The 15,500-nt window shown below is 43.6% G+C and carries 14 protein-coding genes; 2 read left to right on the top strand and 12 right to left on the bottom strand.

All coding sequences use genetic code 11. The annotated features are described in order from the left end of the window. Nucleotides 1–30 precede the first annotated feature (30 nt). From OO774_RS05430 to sohB, 12 genes are all read right to left on the bottom strand, one after another. Nucleotides 31–1,755: a glycosyltransferase family 39 protein gene (locus tag OO774_RS05430; RefSeq protein WP_264905354.1), complete on the bottom strand. Its 1,725-nt coding sequence runs from the start codon at nt 1,753–1,755 to the stop codon at nt 31–33. Next, nucleotides 1,752–2,420 carry a VTT domain-containing protein gene (locus tag OO774_RS05425; protein WP_264905352.1) on the bottom strand — a complete coding sequence of 223 codons (669 nt, stop codon included), beginning with the start codon at nt 2,418–2,420 and terminating at the stop codon, nt 1,752–1,754. The genes OO774_RS05430 and OO774_RS05425 overlap by 4 nt, the downstream gene beginning before the upstream one ends. After that, the gene (locus OO774_RS05420; protein ID WP_264905351.1) at nt 2,417–3,166 is read right to left on the bottom strand and encodes a glycosyltransferase family 2 protein; all 750 of its coding nucleotides are present in this window, start codon (nt 3,164–3,166) and stop codon (nt 2,417–2,419) included. The genes OO774_RS05425 and OO774_RS05420 overlap by 4 nt, the downstream gene beginning before the upstream one ends. A gap of 61 nt (nt 3,167–3,227) precedes the next feature. Then, a complete protein-coding gene (locus OO774_RS05415; RefSeq protein WP_264905349.1) occupies nt 3,228–4,232 on the bottom strand; it encodes an NAD-dependent epimerase in 1,005 nt (334 codons plus the stop codon). A gap of 397 nt (nt 4,233–4,629) precedes the next feature. Then, complete coding sequence (locus OO774_RS05410) at nt 4,630–6,468, bottom strand: extracellular solute-binding protein (RefSeq protein WP_264905347.1); 1,839 nt, start codon at nt 6,466–6,468, stop codon at nt 4,630–4,632. A 431-nt stretch (nt 6,469–6,899) separates the two neighbouring features. Beyond that, on the bottom strand, nt 6,900–7,601 hold the full coding sequence (pyrF, locus tag OO774_RS05405) for an orotidine-5'-phosphate decarboxylase (RefSeq protein ID WP_264905346.1): 702 nt from the start codon (nt 7,599–7,601) through the stop codon (nt 6,900–6,902). A 69-nt stretch (nt 7,602–7,670) separates the two neighbouring features. Then, nucleotides 7,671–8,846 carry a lipopolysaccharide assembly protein LapB gene (lapB, locus tag OO774_RS05400; protein WP_264905344.1) on the bottom strand — a complete coding sequence of 392 codons (1,176 nt, stop codon included), beginning with the start codon at nt 8,844–8,846 and terminating at the stop codon, nt 7,671–7,673. A gap of 18 nt (nt 8,847–8,864) precedes the next feature. After that, nucleotides 8,865–9,158, bottom strand: coding sequence for a lipopolysaccharide assembly protein LapA domain-containing protein (locus tag OO774_RS05395; RefSeq protein WP_264905342.1), 294 nt, complete (start codon nt 9,156–9,158; stop codon nt 8,865–8,867). A 274-nt stretch (nt 9,159–9,432) separates the two neighbouring features. Then, nucleotides 9,433–9,714 (bottom strand): integration host factor subunit beta, encoded by a 282-nt coding sequence (gene ihfB, locus OO774_RS05390; protein ID WP_264905340.1) that lies wholly within the window; start codon nt 9,712–9,714, stop codon nt 9,433–9,435. Nucleotides 9,715–9,927: 213 nt separating this feature from the next. Continuing rightward, nucleotides 9,928–11,598: a 30S ribosomal protein S1 gene (rpsA, locus tag OO774_RS05385; RefSeq protein ID WP_014232467.1), complete on the bottom strand. Its 1,671-nt coding sequence runs from the start codon at nt 11,596–11,598 to the stop codon at nt 9,928–9,930. 110 nt (nt 11,599–11,708) lie between these two features. After that, entirely contained in the window at nt 11,709–12,389 is a 681-nt protein-coding gene (cmk, locus tag OO774_RS05380) for a (d)CMP kinase (RefSeq protein ID WP_264905337.1), read from the bottom strand. Nucleotides 12,390–12,610: 221 nt separating this feature from the next. Further along, on the bottom strand, nt 12,611–13,672 hold the full coding sequence (sohB, locus tag OO774_RS05375) for a protease SohB (protein ID WP_264905336.1): 1,062 nt from the start codon (nt 13,670–13,672) through the stop codon (nt 12,611–12,613). A 255-nt stretch (nt 13,673–13,927) separates the two neighbouring features. Here sohB and OO774_RS05370 point away from each other — a divergent pair, with 255 nt between their 5' ends. Both OO774_RS05370 and imuA read left to right on the top strand, forming a co-directional pair. Then, nucleotides 13,928–14,674, top strand: coding sequence for a YciK family oxidoreductase (locus tag OO774_RS05370; protein ID WP_264905333.1), 747 nt, complete (start codon nt 13,928–13,930; stop codon nt 14,672–14,674). 129 nt (nt 14,675–14,803) lie between these two features. Beyond that, the gene (gene imuA / locus OO774_RS05365) at nt 14,804–15,499 is read left to right on the top strand and encodes a translesion DNA synthesis-associated protein ImuA (RefSeq protein ID WP_264905331.1); all 696 of its coding nucleotides are present in this window, start codon (nt 14,804–14,806) and stop codon (nt 15,497–15,499) included. Nucleotide 15,500 lies beyond the last annotated feature (1 nt).

Raw genomic sequence — 15,500 nt, 5'->3', positions numbered from 1 at the left:
GCTCCCCTTATTATAAATACCGGCTATCTATCATGAGTAAGGCTCGACGACATGTAACTCATAACGTTTGATGGTTTTAGGCGGCTCACAACTCTCGAGCGCACTTGATCCATCCAATAACATCCAGTCTTTACGATGTGCATTACCGAGTGGCTTCGCTTTGTTGATGTCAAAACAAAGCTTCTCATGGCCATCATGGGTAAGAATGTAACGATTTGGCTTTTCATTTATCCATAGCCATGCATTACGTTCTTGTTCTTTACTATCTGACAAGTAACTGAAATGTGTCAAAGATACTGGCGAAAATAACAAGAACTGCTCTTTAAACTGAGTCAGCCCCAACTCCCCATCCTCACCAATCGCCTTATGAGCTTGCGCCATTATTTCTTTTGCTGGTGTACGAATTGGGTTTATCAGCATGTAGCCCGCAAAACTGTACCATATCCATGTTAGCGACAGAGCCACCCAAAATGCGCCAATAGCAGGAACAGTTCGAGATTTGAAGAACGCGATTACCCATATTATCGCTGCGACTAAAAAGAACGCCGCGAAGGGCAGTGCGGACTCATAGTCATCTAAATGTTTGGTGATGGATTTGACCTCCAGTGCCACCATCACTGCACCCACAAAAAGAACCACGCCAAGAACAAGTGTCAGAGCTTTTAGCACTTTGCTTGTCCATGAAGGCCATGACTGATGGCTAAAGGCATAGCCAGCTAACATCGCCATCATTGGTAGTGCTGGCAAGATGTACACGCCTCGTTTCCCTGGGCTGATACTAAAGAATACGATAACCAGTACAATCCACGACAGCACACTGATAAGCGCAGGCGACAAACGTAACTGCTTCCAGAAGTTCTTGTTAAAGAAGATAAAGTAAAGCGGGAACCACATAACCGGAATGACACTGACGATGAAATAGTGCCAAGGCTTAATATGTCCCCAAGAATTTGCGTAGCGCTCTCCCGTTTGCTTAAACAAGATATTATCTTTATATGCTGCAAAATCCGGGTTGTGGCTTATCTCAACAATCGAAATCATAGGTAACAGCCAGCATGCAATGGTCGCTAACATAAACACTGGACCAAGCAGCAGTTTCCAGGAGACCGCATCATCGAATCGATGTTTGCCCGTAAAATGAAGCAACAAAACGGGTACTAAGAATAAGGCAGGCAGGAAACCAACGCCTTTCGTTATAATGCCCAGCCCCATGAAAATCCACGCAACGCCGTACCATCCCCAACTGGTCTTTACAAAGAAATGTCGCAACAACCCATACATCGCAATGGTAATCCAAGCCGCGACCATAGCATCAATCTGAGCCGCTTTAGCCTGGATAATAAATTGCGGAGCCAGCAGTAATAAAAAACCGACATTTCGAGCAGTTTTCACATTCCACAGTTTTGCCGAAATGTCATAACAACAAATTAATGCAACCAAGCTAACCATCGCGTTAGGCAACATGAAGGTCGCTTTGATGCTTCCCGTCAGCCAGTAAAATGCCGCCATTGACCACATAAATACCGGCGGTTTATCCGGGTAAAGCTCCCCACCGCGTGTTGGGAAAAACCAATTACCAGATTGAACCATTTCACGAGCCACTTCGACAAAGCGAGGTTCATCTGCTGGCCAAGGATCACGTAGACCAATGCCAGAAAAAATGATGATAATAGCGAGGATTAACAAGAAGCAGAGCGTTTGGTAATAGTCTTCATTTTGCCAAATTTGCCTAGACTTCGCGACAACGGGATTCATAGTTCCTCTTCCATATTTAATAGTTCAACACGGCTTTTAATATGATCTCTATACAGAAAACCAGTCAGCAACGCACTAACAATGCCAAAGAAAATACTGAGATATATCATTGTATTACTGGATGACTGAATACCAGCTCCCATCAGAGCAAAGATAATAACTTGCGGGAGATAACCAAGTACACTTGCAGATAGAAAAGCAAAAAAAGGGACGCGAACACTCCCTGATAAGACGTTAGTTACGACATTATTTCCAATAGGAAACAAACGCAACAGCAATATTTTATAAAAAGGCTTTCGACTAGCAAATGAATTGAATTTAATCATTTTCTTAGGAAAATGACGATATAACCAGTTGGCGAAGATAAACCTAGCGCAATAATAATTAAAAGTGGCACCAACAACACAAGCTAATAATGTCAAAGCCACGCCTAGGTTAACATTATATAAATACCCAAATACCAGTGCGATTGCTTGCTTTGGACCACTTAAAGATAAAAATATAACGCTGAAAGTAAATACCACCACCTCTCCCGTCATACCATTTTGTTGGATGTAACCAACTAGCCAGTTTTTATCCGTTAAGTGCACCAAAACGGGGTTATCAAGTTGATTCGCAATCAAAACCCCGATTGCAATGAGTAAAAAAAGTTTCAACCACTTCATTCTTCTTGTTCTGTACCTGCAATACTCACCGCTTTAACCAGTGGATTTTTAGTGCGTCTTTGCAACCAAATCACACCAAACAAATCAACGATACCAACCCACGCTCTATTCCAGGCGTTATAGTTTGAGGTTCCAGCTTCTCGGTCTCGGTGTGCGACTTGATGAACCACAATTTCACCATCAAGCGACTTGATCAATGCAGGCAAAAAGCGATGCATATGATCGAAGTAAGGTAAACGTAAATAAGTCGCTTTAGGGATAACCTTCAGACCACAGCCTGAATCGGGTACACCATCACCCAATAAAGCATGACGAACTTTATTGGCGACTTTTGACTGAAAACGAACCCAAGCCGTATCCAAGCGCTTCGCCCGGTAACCCGCAATACAAAAATGCGGATTAGTCACTTTAGCCGCAAGTTCTAGCATACTTGGCATATCTGAAGGGTCATTCTGACCATCCGCGTCGGAGGTAATAATCCACTCACCTTTCGCGTGTTTAACCGCCGTCAAAACAGCGGTGCTTTGTCCGCAACTTTGCTCGTGACTAACAACTTGCAGGTCGCAACCACACTCCTGCGCCGCATCAAGGGCTTCCTGCACTGTGTTATCTGTGCTTCCGTCGTCAGTAATCACAATTTCTACTTCTGGATAAGCCTTCAAACTATCATGAATTTCTTTCACTAACTTACCGATATTCCCTTGTTCATTTTTAGCAGGAATAACAACTGATATACTCGGCAGCATGCACTCTAACCTTGTCTAAATGTTCTATAGGGCTAAGCCCGATAGCATCAAATTATTATTTTTACTTGTTATAAAACTCTCGGTACCACGAAACAAACTCAGCAATACCTTCTCGAATCGATATCACTGGTTTATACCCCGTTACCGCGTAAAGATCTTCGGTATCTGCGTAGGTTTGATAAACATCACCCGGCTGCATATCCCGAAAGTTCTTTTTCGCTTCAATACCAAGTTCATGTTCTATTCCCTGAATAAAATCCATCAGGTTGATAGGCGAACCGTGGCCGAGGTTGTAAACTGCAAACGGCGCAGAGCTACTCGCTAGCGAGCCTGTCTCTACTTTCCATTGAGCATTTGGTGCAGGAATGACATCCGCTATACGAACGATACCTTCAACGATGTCGATAATATGTGTAAAGTCTCTCCACATATCACCATTATTGTTAATGTCTATCGTTTGCCCATCAAGTATCTTCTTGGTAAAGATAAATGGCGCCATATCGGGACGTCCCCAAGAGCCATAGACAGTAAAAAATCGTAACCCCGTAGTAGGAATTTGATACAGATGAGAATAGCAATGCGCCATTAACTCATTCGATTTTTTCGTCGCAGCATAAAGAGAGACCGGATGGTCGACACTATCAGACGTCGAGAAAGGGACTTTGCTATTCAATCCATAAACGGAACTAGAAGAGGCGTACACTAAATGTTGAACACTATTCTGACGGCAGCCTTCTAATATATTTAGGTAGCCCACCACATTAGACTCAACGTAGCAGTGAGGGTTTTCAATTGAGTATCTAACCCCAGCCTGTGCAGCAAGGTGAATGACCCGATCAAAGTTTTCTTTTTCAAATAAAGCTTCCATTTCCGCCCTATTTGAAATATCAATTTGTAAAAATCGAAATAACGGGTTCCTGATAAAACTTAACCTTGCATGTTTTAGCTCTACATCGTAGTACTCATTGAGATTATCAATGCCGACGACGTCATGTCCCTGAGCGTTGAGCTTTTTCACTGTTGCACTACCAATAAAGCCGGCAGCTCCGGTAACTAAGTACTTCATACAAGTAAACCCAAAATTTCATCTTTAAAAATTAGTACTAATCTATTGAAATGTAAAGTTTAGTAACAGAATATAATTTATGAGGCAGATTAAAGACTTTCTTTTTCCTTATTACTCTAGGTTGTTTTCAAAGTGTTAGTAACAAAACAAATTTAAATATGTGGCATAGAAATATACTAACCAACTCCACAATCTCGCCAATATTCATGCATTTTCAATACAGGTGAAACATTAAATGGACTTGAAAACACATAATAAAGTGGAGATGGAATTACTAAAGGGAATAAATATGAAAGATAGATTCATTTTTTATTTAACTATTAATATATCAAATAGATAAAATAAAAAAACCCTACCTCTTCGAGACAGGGCTTATCGTCATTTATTGAAGCTAAAACTACAACTTGTAACGATCATCAACGACACTCACTTCAGGGAACGTTTTGCCGTCGTCCATCGCATCTTCCGTCTCTTTTTTCACGTCAGAATCAATCCAGAAGTTACCAATATCCATTGGATGCAGGATCCATTCGGTCGCTTTTGTCATGCCATCTTTTGGAATTTTCACCCAGCGCCAATGAGCAACACGTGAGTAAGGCACCATATACCCAGGAACGATGATGTTTGCTTCAGTGACATACTCTTGAATCTGGTGTGACAGTTCGTAACGTTTTTGCTGATCAAACTCTGAGTCATACGCTTCAATCAACTTATCCAGCTCTGGGCTGCTGAAATTGGTGTGTGCGTTAGTCTGAGGTTTGTTCGCATTATCTGAGTGTAGGTATTCCCAGTATGCTGGAATTTCGCCTGAGCCCATATTCAAGAAGGCCAATTGATGTTTCTTCTCCAGGATATATTTAAACGCTGATGAACCATCTACTAAGTTAAGGGTAAACTCCAAACCCGCTAACTTAGCTTGCTCTTTGAGATAAGCAATTCGCGGAGTCCAAGAGTTGTAACCATAGGTAATCGCAAAGCTCAAGCGCTGGCCCTTGTCGTTCACACGAATGCCATCCGCCCCAACGGTATCAAACCCGGCTTTCTCAAAATGTTTAACGGCTGAAGCCACATCAAACTTCGGTGGCGTATTATTCGGATCATCGTACTCACCATGGCCAAAACCAAGGCCGTGTGGCTTACGAGAGTAGTCACCACGCATGATATTCTCGATCATACCGTCAAAATCGGTTGCTACCATGATGCCTTTACGCACCTCAAGGTTATCAAGCATCGGCATTGCCGTGTTCATCCAAACACCACCAGCACCTTGTGGTGCTTGGTTGAAGCCCCAATATTTCTCGATATAACCGTTTTTATAAACATCGGTGTTGGTCTTATCGTGCCAATAGTTCGGCAACACCATTTCGAAGTAATCCAGATTACCTTTTTCAAAGTGCTTAAGCGCGATGTCAGGATCGCGAATGACAGTAATACGGACTTTATCTACGTTGTAACGGTTTTTGTAGTAACGGTTGTTGTAACCCCACCAATCTTCACCAACGTGCTTAAAGGTAACACTTTTGCCTTTTTTCACTTTGTCTAAGTAGTAGACTGCTGCCGTCGGTTCCGCTTTGAAGTTAAACTTACGTACAAAGTTATCCGGCATACCATCATTGTTTTCGTCTTTTTCACCTTCAAAGAAATGTTTCGGACGAGGCTGGAAACCATTACTCGGCATGTTGATCATCACCATCAGGGAGTCATGACTCTGAGCAACAGCAAGGTTCACTTGGATGGTGTAGTCATCAATTTTTTCGACACTTACGATACTGTTAGTGAAGAAGTCGTTATACCAAGGATCAATGATGTCTTTTGATGTGTAGTACTGCATCATAAAGACGTAGTCATCGGCAGTAATCTTCTCACCATCCGACCATTTTGCGGTTTCATCTAGCTTAAAATAAACCGTTTTATTGTCTTCCCCAAACGCCCATGACTTAGCCAGTTGCGGAATCCATTTGCCCGTATTTGGATGGCGTTGCGCCATTTTTGGCGTACCATCCATTAGGTATTGACGTAAGCCTGAGTTTGCATCAGGGCCAACACTGCGTAATGTCTGTGGGAAGCTTTCAATATAAGTGCGATAAGTGCCACCGTGAACCGCTTCTTCTGAAGCGAACAGAGGCTCATTGTTGTTTGAAGTCCATTCAATATCGGCTGGCAATTCAGCGGCATTCAGCTGAAAACTGGTCGCCGTTAGTATTGCTAATACTGAAAATGGCAGTTTCTTGGTCATTTTTCTTCCTTGTTATGATTTGCGATCTAAGGTAGATACAAGGAAGACCGTGAGTGAAGCTCACAAGATCTGCGAGAATAGCCCTACGCAGACAGGAAAGTAAAAAAGTATAATACGAAGCGACGTCCTGCCAACTTCTGCATTAGTTTCAAAGAGATTCACCAGGTCATCCTAGACCTTACAACGCAGTAAATGCATCTCCGTCATAGTATTCGTAACCTATTTGTAACGCAACCCATCAATAACACACGCTTGCATTTTCTGTTTATCACAGCGCTTTATGTTATTAAATTGTGACCGATATAGTGTTATGCCCTGGTTCAAAGTCGATTGGCCGTAGAGTATTAAACCTAAAAAGTACCAACTTTAATAATAAAAAGGTGAAGTATTGCTACTTCACCTTATGGACAACAAAACAATGAGTTACGTTGTTACATGTTCGCCAAGCTATCGTTAATTGACTTCAATACCGTAGCAGGATCACTAGCCTGAGTAATAGGACGACCAATGACAAGGTAGTCAGAGCCAGCTTGAATCGCGTCTACTGGTGTCATGATACGACGCTGGTCACCTTGCTCAGAACCAGCAGGACGAATACCAGGTGTCACCAGCTTAAACTCTTTGCCCAGCTCGCCTTTCAACATTGAAGCTTCTTGCGCAGAACATACTACGCCATCAAGACCAGAGTTTTTCGTTAGTGTTGCAAGGCGGATCACTTGCTCTTGAGGCGCGACATTCAAACCAATCCCTGCCAAATCACTCTGTTCCATGCTGGTTAGTACCGTTACACCAATCAGCAACGGACGATCTTTACCATATGGTTCCAGAATCTCACGAGACGCTGCCATCATACGTTCACCGCCGCTTGCATGAACATTCACCATCCAAACACCCAGTTCCGCTGCCGCACGCACGGCTTTCGAACAAGTATTTGGGATATCGTGAAATTTTAAATCCAAAAATACAGAGAAACCACGTTTGTGTAGCTCACGTACGAAATCAGGACCAAATAGTGTAAACATCTCTTTGCCGACTTTTAAACGGCATGACGCAGGATCAATGCGATCTACAAACGCAAGCGCATCAGCTTGGTTATCATAATCCAGTGCGACAATAACTTTTTGGTCGATCATTTCATCTCCTAAAATTTTCTTTTTTCTAAAAAAATGCAGCGGACAGAAAACCTGCCAGCTGCACTAAAATTATTCACCATCCAATCCACGGATTGGTTTGATCGTCCCCCATCCCTTACAGGATGGACAATGCCAATACAGGGAATGAGTAGAAAAACCACATTTTCTGCATCGATAATGAGGTTTCACTTTTAGCTGTTCACCAACCATGGCTTGTAAGGTTGAAAGACTGTCTTTTGCACGACCATCTTCCGCCTCTGCAATATGGTAATCAATCAAACGGTAGAAACCTTTCATGGTCGGATTTTTCAGTAGCTGCTTGGTCAACAGCTCCTGTGCTGCGCCCACGCTTTCGTGATGCGCAACCAACTGTGCCAGCATTAATTCTGCTGACACTCCAGCTTTCTTATCGATACAAGCCCGAAGGAATTCCACCAGCTCATCTTCTTGCCCTAAGTGGTGGTAGCACTCTGCAATCGTAGGCAAAACATCGCTAATAAAGTCTTTGTCTTGCTCCAGGATTGAAGTTAAATATTTAATGGTTTGTTTGTAATCTTCCGACTCTAAATACATGCGCCCCAGAGCAATACTAGCACGCACACATTTTGGGTCTTCAGAGAGTGCTTTTTTAAAATGCTGAACCGCTTTACCCTTGTTGCCATCAGATTGATCTAACATGGCAATTTCACACCAGTAATGAGCAATATTCGCTCGCATTCGAGAGCGCTTATTACTCACTTTTGCCAATTGGTTGGCATAGTGAATCGCTTTTTCCCATTCACGCGTTTGCTGGTAAATGGTCACAAGCTGCTGAAGTGCTCCTTCTCGATGTTCCGGCTCTTCGACTAACTGTTCAAATATCTTTTCCGCACGGTCTAAAAAACCAGAAACCATGTAATCTTTAGCAAGTTGCTGAAGGGCGAGATTTTTCTGGTCTAGAGTCAGCCCCGAACGGGAAATAAGATTTTGGTGAATACGAATTGCGCGGTCGACTTCTCCACGAGAACGAAAAAGATTACCCAGCGCAAGGTGGGTATCTATGGTTTCGTTATCAACCTGGAGCAATTCAATAAAGTGGTCTACGGCTTTATCTGATTGATCAGAAAGCAGTAAGTTTAGACCCGTCATGTATTGACGAGAAATTTGATGTGATTGCTTCTGCTTGTCTTGTTGAGCGCTGCGATGCCCCATATACCAGCCATACGCAGCAGCTATAGGCAATAACAAGAAGAGTAGTTCAAGCATTAAAGTGAAGCCTTACCCTTATGCCTGTTTGTCGATAGCAGGCTTAGCAGTCGTTTCTGCATTAGCTGGCTCGTACTTTTTCAGTTTCTTTTTCAGACGTCGAACTTGAAGTTGAGTCTTTAGTTGGATGCTAGCGAAGATTACCCATGCCAAAGCAAAGCCAACAACAAATACCACGCCGAGTAGCGTTGATAAATGGAACTCTCCTTTTGCTAAAAGATAATTAAAAGCCACAACTTCTTGGTTTTGTGAGCCTAACGCTAATGCAATTAAAAAGAGAGCAAAAATAGCAGCGATTTTTATAATTTTCATATTACATCACCTTTAGAGGAGTAAGTCGGTCAAGATTATGCAGTAAAATGTTTCTTCAGACCACGTATATTAGCAATAATCTATACCCAAGTAACCTCTAGAAACCCGGTTTGTAGACACACAATTGAAGTTAATACCAATCTAGAACAGTAAATTTCTCAACTTAATGCATCGGAAAGCCGCGTAGGCAAGGTAGATAGGTAAATGACCTGGGTATATTACAAAAAAGCGGCATACAAAAAAGTATGCCGCTTTTTTAAACTAATCAGAGAGATTAACCAAGGTTCACGCGTTCACGAAGTTCTTTACCCGGTTTAAAGTGAGGGACGAACTTACCGTCTAGCTCCACCTTATCGCCCGTTTTAGGGTTGCGACCTACGCGAGGCTCACGGTAATGGAGAGAGAAACTACCAAAGCCGCGGATCTCGATACGGTCACCACTCTCTAATGTAGAGGCCATGTGTTCTAGAATATCTTTTACAGCATCCTCTACCTCTTTCGCTGATAAATGCGTTTGCTCAGCGCAGAGTCTTTCAATCAGTTCAGACTTAGTCATAGTTGCCCTCTTTGAGTATCTTTCTTACTCATTATAGTAAGTAATACTAATTCCAACAAACACTTGCTCGTAATTCTAGACAATTTTTACGCAAAGTATGCATTGAAGAAATGTCTTTTATTAAGATAGTTTACCGATATTAGTATTACTACTTTTATTGCAATAAACATAAAAAAGGAGCCTTGCGGCTCCTTTTTTGCTTAAGCGAGTATATTATTCGCCTTTAGCTGCTTTGAAAGCGTCAGCCATTGCGTTACCGAATGCATTGTCATCTTGCTTGTTGATAGATGCCATTGCTTCTTGCTCTTCAGCTTCGTCTTTAGCTTTGATAGATAGGTTGATTACGCGGTTCTTACGGTCTACACCTGTGAACTTAGCTTCAACAACATCACCAGCGCTTAGGATTAGAGAAGCATCTTCTACGCGATCGCGAGATACTTCAGAAGCACGGATGTAACCTTCAACGCCTTCTGCGATTTCAACAGTAGCACCTTTAGCGTCAACAGCAGTTACAGTAGCGTTAACTAGAGTACCTTTCTTGTTGTCTGCAACGTAAGCATTGAATGGGTCATTTTCCATTTGCTTAACGCCTAGAGAGATACGCTCACGCTCTGCGTCTACTGCTAGAACAACTGCAGAGATCTCGTCGCCTTTCTTGTACTCACGTACAGCTTCTTCGCCAGCAACATTCCAAGAAATGTCAGATAGGTGAACTAGACCATCGATGCCGCCTTCTAGACCGATAAAGATACCGAAGTCAGTGATAGACTTGATCTTACCAGTAACTTTGTCGCCTTTAGCTTGTGCTTCAGCGAATGACTGCCATGGGTTAGCTTTACACTGTTTCAGACCTAGAGAGATACGACGACGCTCTTCGTCGATTTCAAGAACCATAACCTCAACTTCGTCGCCAACATTAACAACTTTAGATGGGTGGATGTTCTTGTTAGTCCAATCCATTTCTGAAACGTGAACTAGACCTTCAACGCCTTCTTCGATTTCAACGAAGCAGCCGTAGTCAGTTAGGTTAGTTACGCGACCAGTTAGTTTGTGACCTTCTGGGTAACGCTTAGCGATTGCTACCCATGGATCTTCGCCTAGTTGCTTAAGACCTAGTGATACGCGAGTACGCTCACGGTCGAACTTAAGAACTTTAACTTGGATCTCGTCACCAACGTTAACGATTTCAGATGGGTGCTTAACGCGCTTCCAAGCCATATCTGTGATATGTAGAAGACCGTCAACGCCACCTAGGTCAACGAACGCACCGTAGTCAGTAAGGTTCTTAACGATACCTTTAACTTCAGAACCTTCTTGTAGAGTTTCTAGAAGCTCGTCACGCTCAACACTGTTTTCAGATTCGATAACAGCACGACGTGAAACAACTACGTTGTTACGTTTTTGGTCAAGTTTGATAACTTTGAACTCTAGCTCTTTGTTTTCTAGGTGAGCAGTGTCGCGGATTGGACGTACGTCTACTAGAGAGCCAGGAAGGAAAGCACGGATACCGTTTAGTTCAACAGTGAAACCGCCTTTAACTTTACCGTTGATGATACCAACAACAGTTTCAGCTTCTTCGTAAGCTTTCTCAAGTACGATCCAAGCTTCGTGACGCTTAGCTTTCTCACGAGAAAGTTGAGTTTCACCGAAACCATCTTCAACAGCGTCTAGAGCTACGTCTACTTCAGCGCCAACTTCAACTTCAAGTTCGCCAGCAGCGTTCTTGAACTGTTCAGCAGGGATAGCAGATTCAGACTTAAGACCAGCGTCAACAAGAACGAAACCGTTCTCGATAGCTACTACAGTACCTTTAACGATGCTGCCTTGTTGGAATTCTGTTTCGTTTAGAAACTCTTCAAAGAGTTGAGCAAAAGATTCAGTCATTTATTTAATCTTCAATAAATTAAACGTCCACGGGTATCCTACCGCATGGGGTTATTAAATTCGCCAGTCATCATCCTTGCGACCAACGCTCTTAGCCTAGATGAGCATCATTACTCAGCTAGCTTCGATTCGATATATTGTAGTGCCTTTTCTACTACTTCGTCGATAGTCATCGACGTAGAATCTAGCACAAGCGCATCCTCTGCAGGGCGTAGTGGCGCCACTGGGCGGTTACGATCGCGGTCGTCACGCTCTTGGATCTCGCTTAAAAGGTCAGCAAATCTAACATCTAACCCTTTATCTTGCAACTGTTTAAGGCGTCTATTTGCACGTTCTTCTGCGCTCGCATCAAGGAAGATTTTCGCTTGTGCTTGTGGGAATACAATGGTTCCCATATCACGGCCATCAGCAACCAGACCCGGAGCCGTTTCAAATGCACGCTGACGACGCAATAATGCTTCACGAACGCGTGGCAGTGCAGCCACTTTAGATGCCGCCATCCCCGTTTCTTCTTTACGAAGCTCACCGGAGACATTTTCGCCTTCTAAGATAACCTTAACCAGGTCACCTTCAGCGATAAATTGCACATCTAGGTGTGTAGCCAGTGGGACAAGTGCATCCTCAGACTCAGTATCAACACCATGGTGAATAGCAGCGAGTGCAAGTACTCGATAAATCGCGCCAGAATCTAAAAGTTGGAAGCCCAACTTTTCCGCTAGCAACATACACAAAGTGCCTTTACCTGCACCACTCGGTCCATCTACGGTTACAACCGGAGTTTGAGAGGACATGTTCTTCTCCACCTATTATTTCTTTTAGCAATTTGCTCGGTTTTCGAGGCGCGCATTATACGGGAAATTGCCCTTTCGGGCGAGGAAAAATGTCATTCAATGCACCACACCGCATGAGCAACTTGATTTATAAGTAAATTTAAAAAATCAAATAAAAATGGCGAGGGCTTTCCACCCTCGCCATGTTCAATTTGGCTATCACTATTAGCAATGACTCGTGATTACACGATTGGTTTTTGGCCTCGTTCAGCCAATTTTAATATGAGGCTGTCTGCCACTTTACCAGCAACACCCGCTAGCTTATCAGCCAGTTTTTTCTTCGGTACATAGTGAACCGCTAGTACGGTTTTGTCTTTGCATGCCGCCACAACGAGATCGTCAGACGTACTAATTTCGTCAACCAGACCACGCTCTTTTGCCTGAGTACCAAACCAGTGTTCACCAGTTGCTACTTTTTCTAGCTCTAGGCTTGGGCGACGCTCACGAATGAAGTCTTTGAACAGTACGTGAGTTTCTTCTAGCTCTTGCTTGAACTTGTCACGTGCTTTGTCGGTGTTTTCACCAAACATGGTCAGGGTACGCTTGTACTCACCTGCGGTAAGTTGTTCGTACTCAATATCATGTTTCTTCAATAACTTATTAAAGTTTGGAATTTGTGCGATCACGCCAATGGAGCCGACAATCGCAAACGGCGCAGAGACAATTTTGTCAGCCACACACGCCATCATATAACCACCACTTGCCGCGACTTTATCCACGGCGATGGTTAATGGCAAACCTGCCGCTTTAATGCGATCAAGCTGAGATGACGCTAAACCGTAGCCATGCACCATGCCACCACCAGACTCTAAACGCAGTAAGACTTCATCCCCTTCACGAGCCACCGCCAAAATCGCGGTGACTTCTTCACGTAATGAGTTCACTTCTTTGGCATCAATACTGCCTTTGAAGTCGAGAACAAACAGGTGCGGTTCGCGCTTGCTATCTAGCTCACCTTCTTTACTGGCTTGTTTGATCTCTTTCTCGCGAGATTTGTTCTTCTCTTTTTCTTCTTTTTTGATGGCTTTATCACGAGCTTTGATGAAAGCCTCATCGTGTAAATGATGCTCTAATTGCTCAACAGACTGTTTATGCTGTTCAGAAAGGTTGGTGATCTCGAGTTCACCTTTTGGCGCTCCTGACTTTCCACCAGCCGATTTAACCAGCACAATCAGGACAACGATCGCAGCAACGACGGTGACAATCTTGGCCAAAAATAGACCGTAATCTAATATAAATTCCAATGAGCGCTCCTTTATCTCACTCCAGTAAATATGTCGCTATGCTACACCGAAAAATCAGAGAGAAGGCAACATGGTTTGTAACCAGTTGTTCTGATTGATAGCATACCTAACGGACGTACTGGAATTGGTATAACATATGAATTGGTGTATTGTAACCATCTTGTCACGATTACCAAGATTTTCCATTGAGAAACCGGCGTAATTAGCGCCAATTAACTATCATGGACCCACTTACAATAATAAGGATTAAACACCGTGGACTACTCCGTTTCAGCAGATGCCTTAAAAGATAAAGTCATTCTTGTTACCGGCGCAGGTAATGGTATTGGCCGTCAAGCCGCACTTTCATACGCAAAGCACGGTGCAACGGTGATTTTATTGGGCAGAAACGTGCAAAACCTTGAATCCATTTACGATGAAATCGAAGCAGCTGGTTACCCACAAGCCGCGATTATTCCTCTTGATTTAAAAGGGGCAACAAAGCAGAACTACATTGATATGGCAGAGACGATCGAAGGCCAGTTCGGACGCCTTGATGGTCTGTTACATAACGCAGGTGTTTTGAGCACACTGTGCCCATTCGAACAGATCAATGAAGAAGACTTCGATGACATCATGCAAATCAACGTGAAAGCCGAAGTTCTGATGACTCAGGCGCTGCTCCCTGTGATGAAAAAAGCTGAAGCAGGTCGTATTGTCTTTACCTCTTCGACCGTTGGTCACTCTGGCCGAGCTTTCTGGGGCCCATACGCAATCTCGAAATTCGCCGTAGAAGGCATGATGCAAGTTCTGGCTGATGAGCTAAGTGATACACCAATGCGTGTTAATGCCATTAACCCGGGAGCAACACGTACTCGCATGCGTGAAAAAGCGTACCCGGGTGAAGATGCCAACCTGCTGAAAACACCACAGGATCTGATGCCGTTGTATCTGCACCTAATGGACCCAAGTGTGACTGACGTGAATGGTCAGTGTATTGACGCACAACCAAAGCGTAAGTAATTCAGTTCTCACTTCAGAGATAACCGATTGAAAAGGCAGCAAACGCTGCCTTTTTTATTTTTCTCGTCACAAAAATCTTGCTACTTTTCACCACAGAAATATACTGTATATACATACAGGTATTTAGTTATGCAAGATATTATTCAGCACTTAAAAAGCCAACATCTTGTTTGGCAGGCAAATTTAACCAAAGCGGACTCGCATCAGTTCCTCAATAGCTCCGGTTTTCCAGAACTGGACACTCTGCTGGGCGGAGGCTTTCCACCGCATGGGGTAGTCGAGATGGAGTCTGTAGGCAGTGTCGGTGAGTTGCGTTTATTGGCGCCTTATTTGAAATCGTCGCTAGCCAAAGGCGTAACTGCGTTTATTCAGCCGCCAGCTCTGATGAATTCACTCTTTCTCCACAGTATCGGCCTGGACATTAATCAGGTCTGGGTCATCACACCCGAGCACCAGCGTGATGCGCTCTGGACAGCGGAGCAATGCCTGAAAAGTGGCGTGTGTACCAATGTATTACTATGGCAAGAAGAGCTCGAAATCCATCAGGTTAAACGTCTGCAAGTCGCCAGTGAGCAAGGTTCTTGCCCTCTGTTTATGTTGAAACCAGTCCGGGCAAACCGTCTATCATTGCCGGTGTCACTCAGCCTCAAAGTACAGGGGAGTGAGCAAGGCGTCAGCGTTGAGGTGTTAAAACGCAAAGGTGGCTGGAGCAAAGGCCAGATCGAGATTAACTTCCAGCATCATTACCCACAACTTGTTGTGCCGACTAAGTCACCTATTTCGTCGACAGTCGTGAATTTCCCACTGTTCAATCAAGGGGGGTAAC

Source organism: Vibrio sp. STUT-A11 (assembly GCF_026000435.1).
Lineage (GTDB): Bacteria > Pseudomonadota > Gammaproteobacteria > Enterobacterales > Vibrionaceae > Vibrio.
The sequence above is the reverse complement of the archived record's forward strand: the minus strand, read 5'-3'. Positions and strand labels throughout refer to the sequence as shown.

What these genes read in the sequence shown, in the direction of transcription:
- OO774_RS05430 (WP_264905354.1), bottom strand. Translation starts at nt 1,755, where the DNA reads ATGAATCCCGTTGTCGCGAAGTCTAGGCAAATTTGGCAAAATGAAGAC.
- OO774_RS05425 (WP_264905352.1), bottom strand. Translation starts at nt 2,420, where the DNA reads ATGAAGTGGTTGAAACTTTTTTTACTCATTGCAATCGGGGTTTTGATT.
- OO774_RS05420 (WP_264905351.1), bottom strand. Translation starts at nt 3,166, where the DNA reads ATGCTGCCGAGTATATCAGTTGTTATTCCTGCTAAAAATGAACAAGGG.
- OO774_RS05415 (WP_264905349.1), bottom strand. Translation starts at nt 4,232, where the DNA reads ATGAAGTACTTAGTTACCGGAGCTGCCGGCTTTATTGGTAGTGCAACA.
- OO774_RS05410 (WP_264905347.1), bottom strand. Translation starts at nt 6,468, where the DNA reads ATGACCAAGAAACTGCCATTTTCAGTATTAGCAATACTAACGGCGACC.
- pyrF (WP_264905346.1), bottom strand. Translation starts at nt 7,601, where the DNA reads ATGATCGACCAAAAAGTTATTGTCGCACTGGATTATGATAACCAAGCT.
- lapB (WP_264905344.1), bottom strand. Translation starts at nt 8,846, where the DNA reads ATGCTTGAACTACTCTTCTTGTTATTGCCTATAGCTGCTGCGTATGGC.
- OO774_RS05395 (WP_264905342.1), bottom strand. Translation starts at nt 9,158, where the DNA reads ATGAAAATTATAAAAATCGCTGCTATTTTTGCTCTCTTTTTAATTGCA.
- ihfB (WP_264905340.1), bottom strand. Translation starts at nt 9,714, where the DNA reads ATGACTAAGTCTGAACTGATTGAAAGACTCTGCGCTGAGCAAACGCAT.
- rpsA (WP_014232467.1), bottom strand. Translation starts at nt 11,598, where the DNA reads ATGACTGAATCTTTTGCTCAACTCTTTGAAGAGTTTCTAAACGAAACA.
- cmk (WP_264905337.1), bottom strand. Translation starts at nt 12,389, where the DNA reads ATGTCCTCTCAAACTCCGGTTGTAACCGTAGATGGACCGAGTGGTGCA.
- imuA (WP_264905331.1), top strand. Translation starts at nt 14,804, where the DNA reads ATGCAAGATATTATTCAGCACTTAAAAAGCCAACATCTTGTTTGGCAG.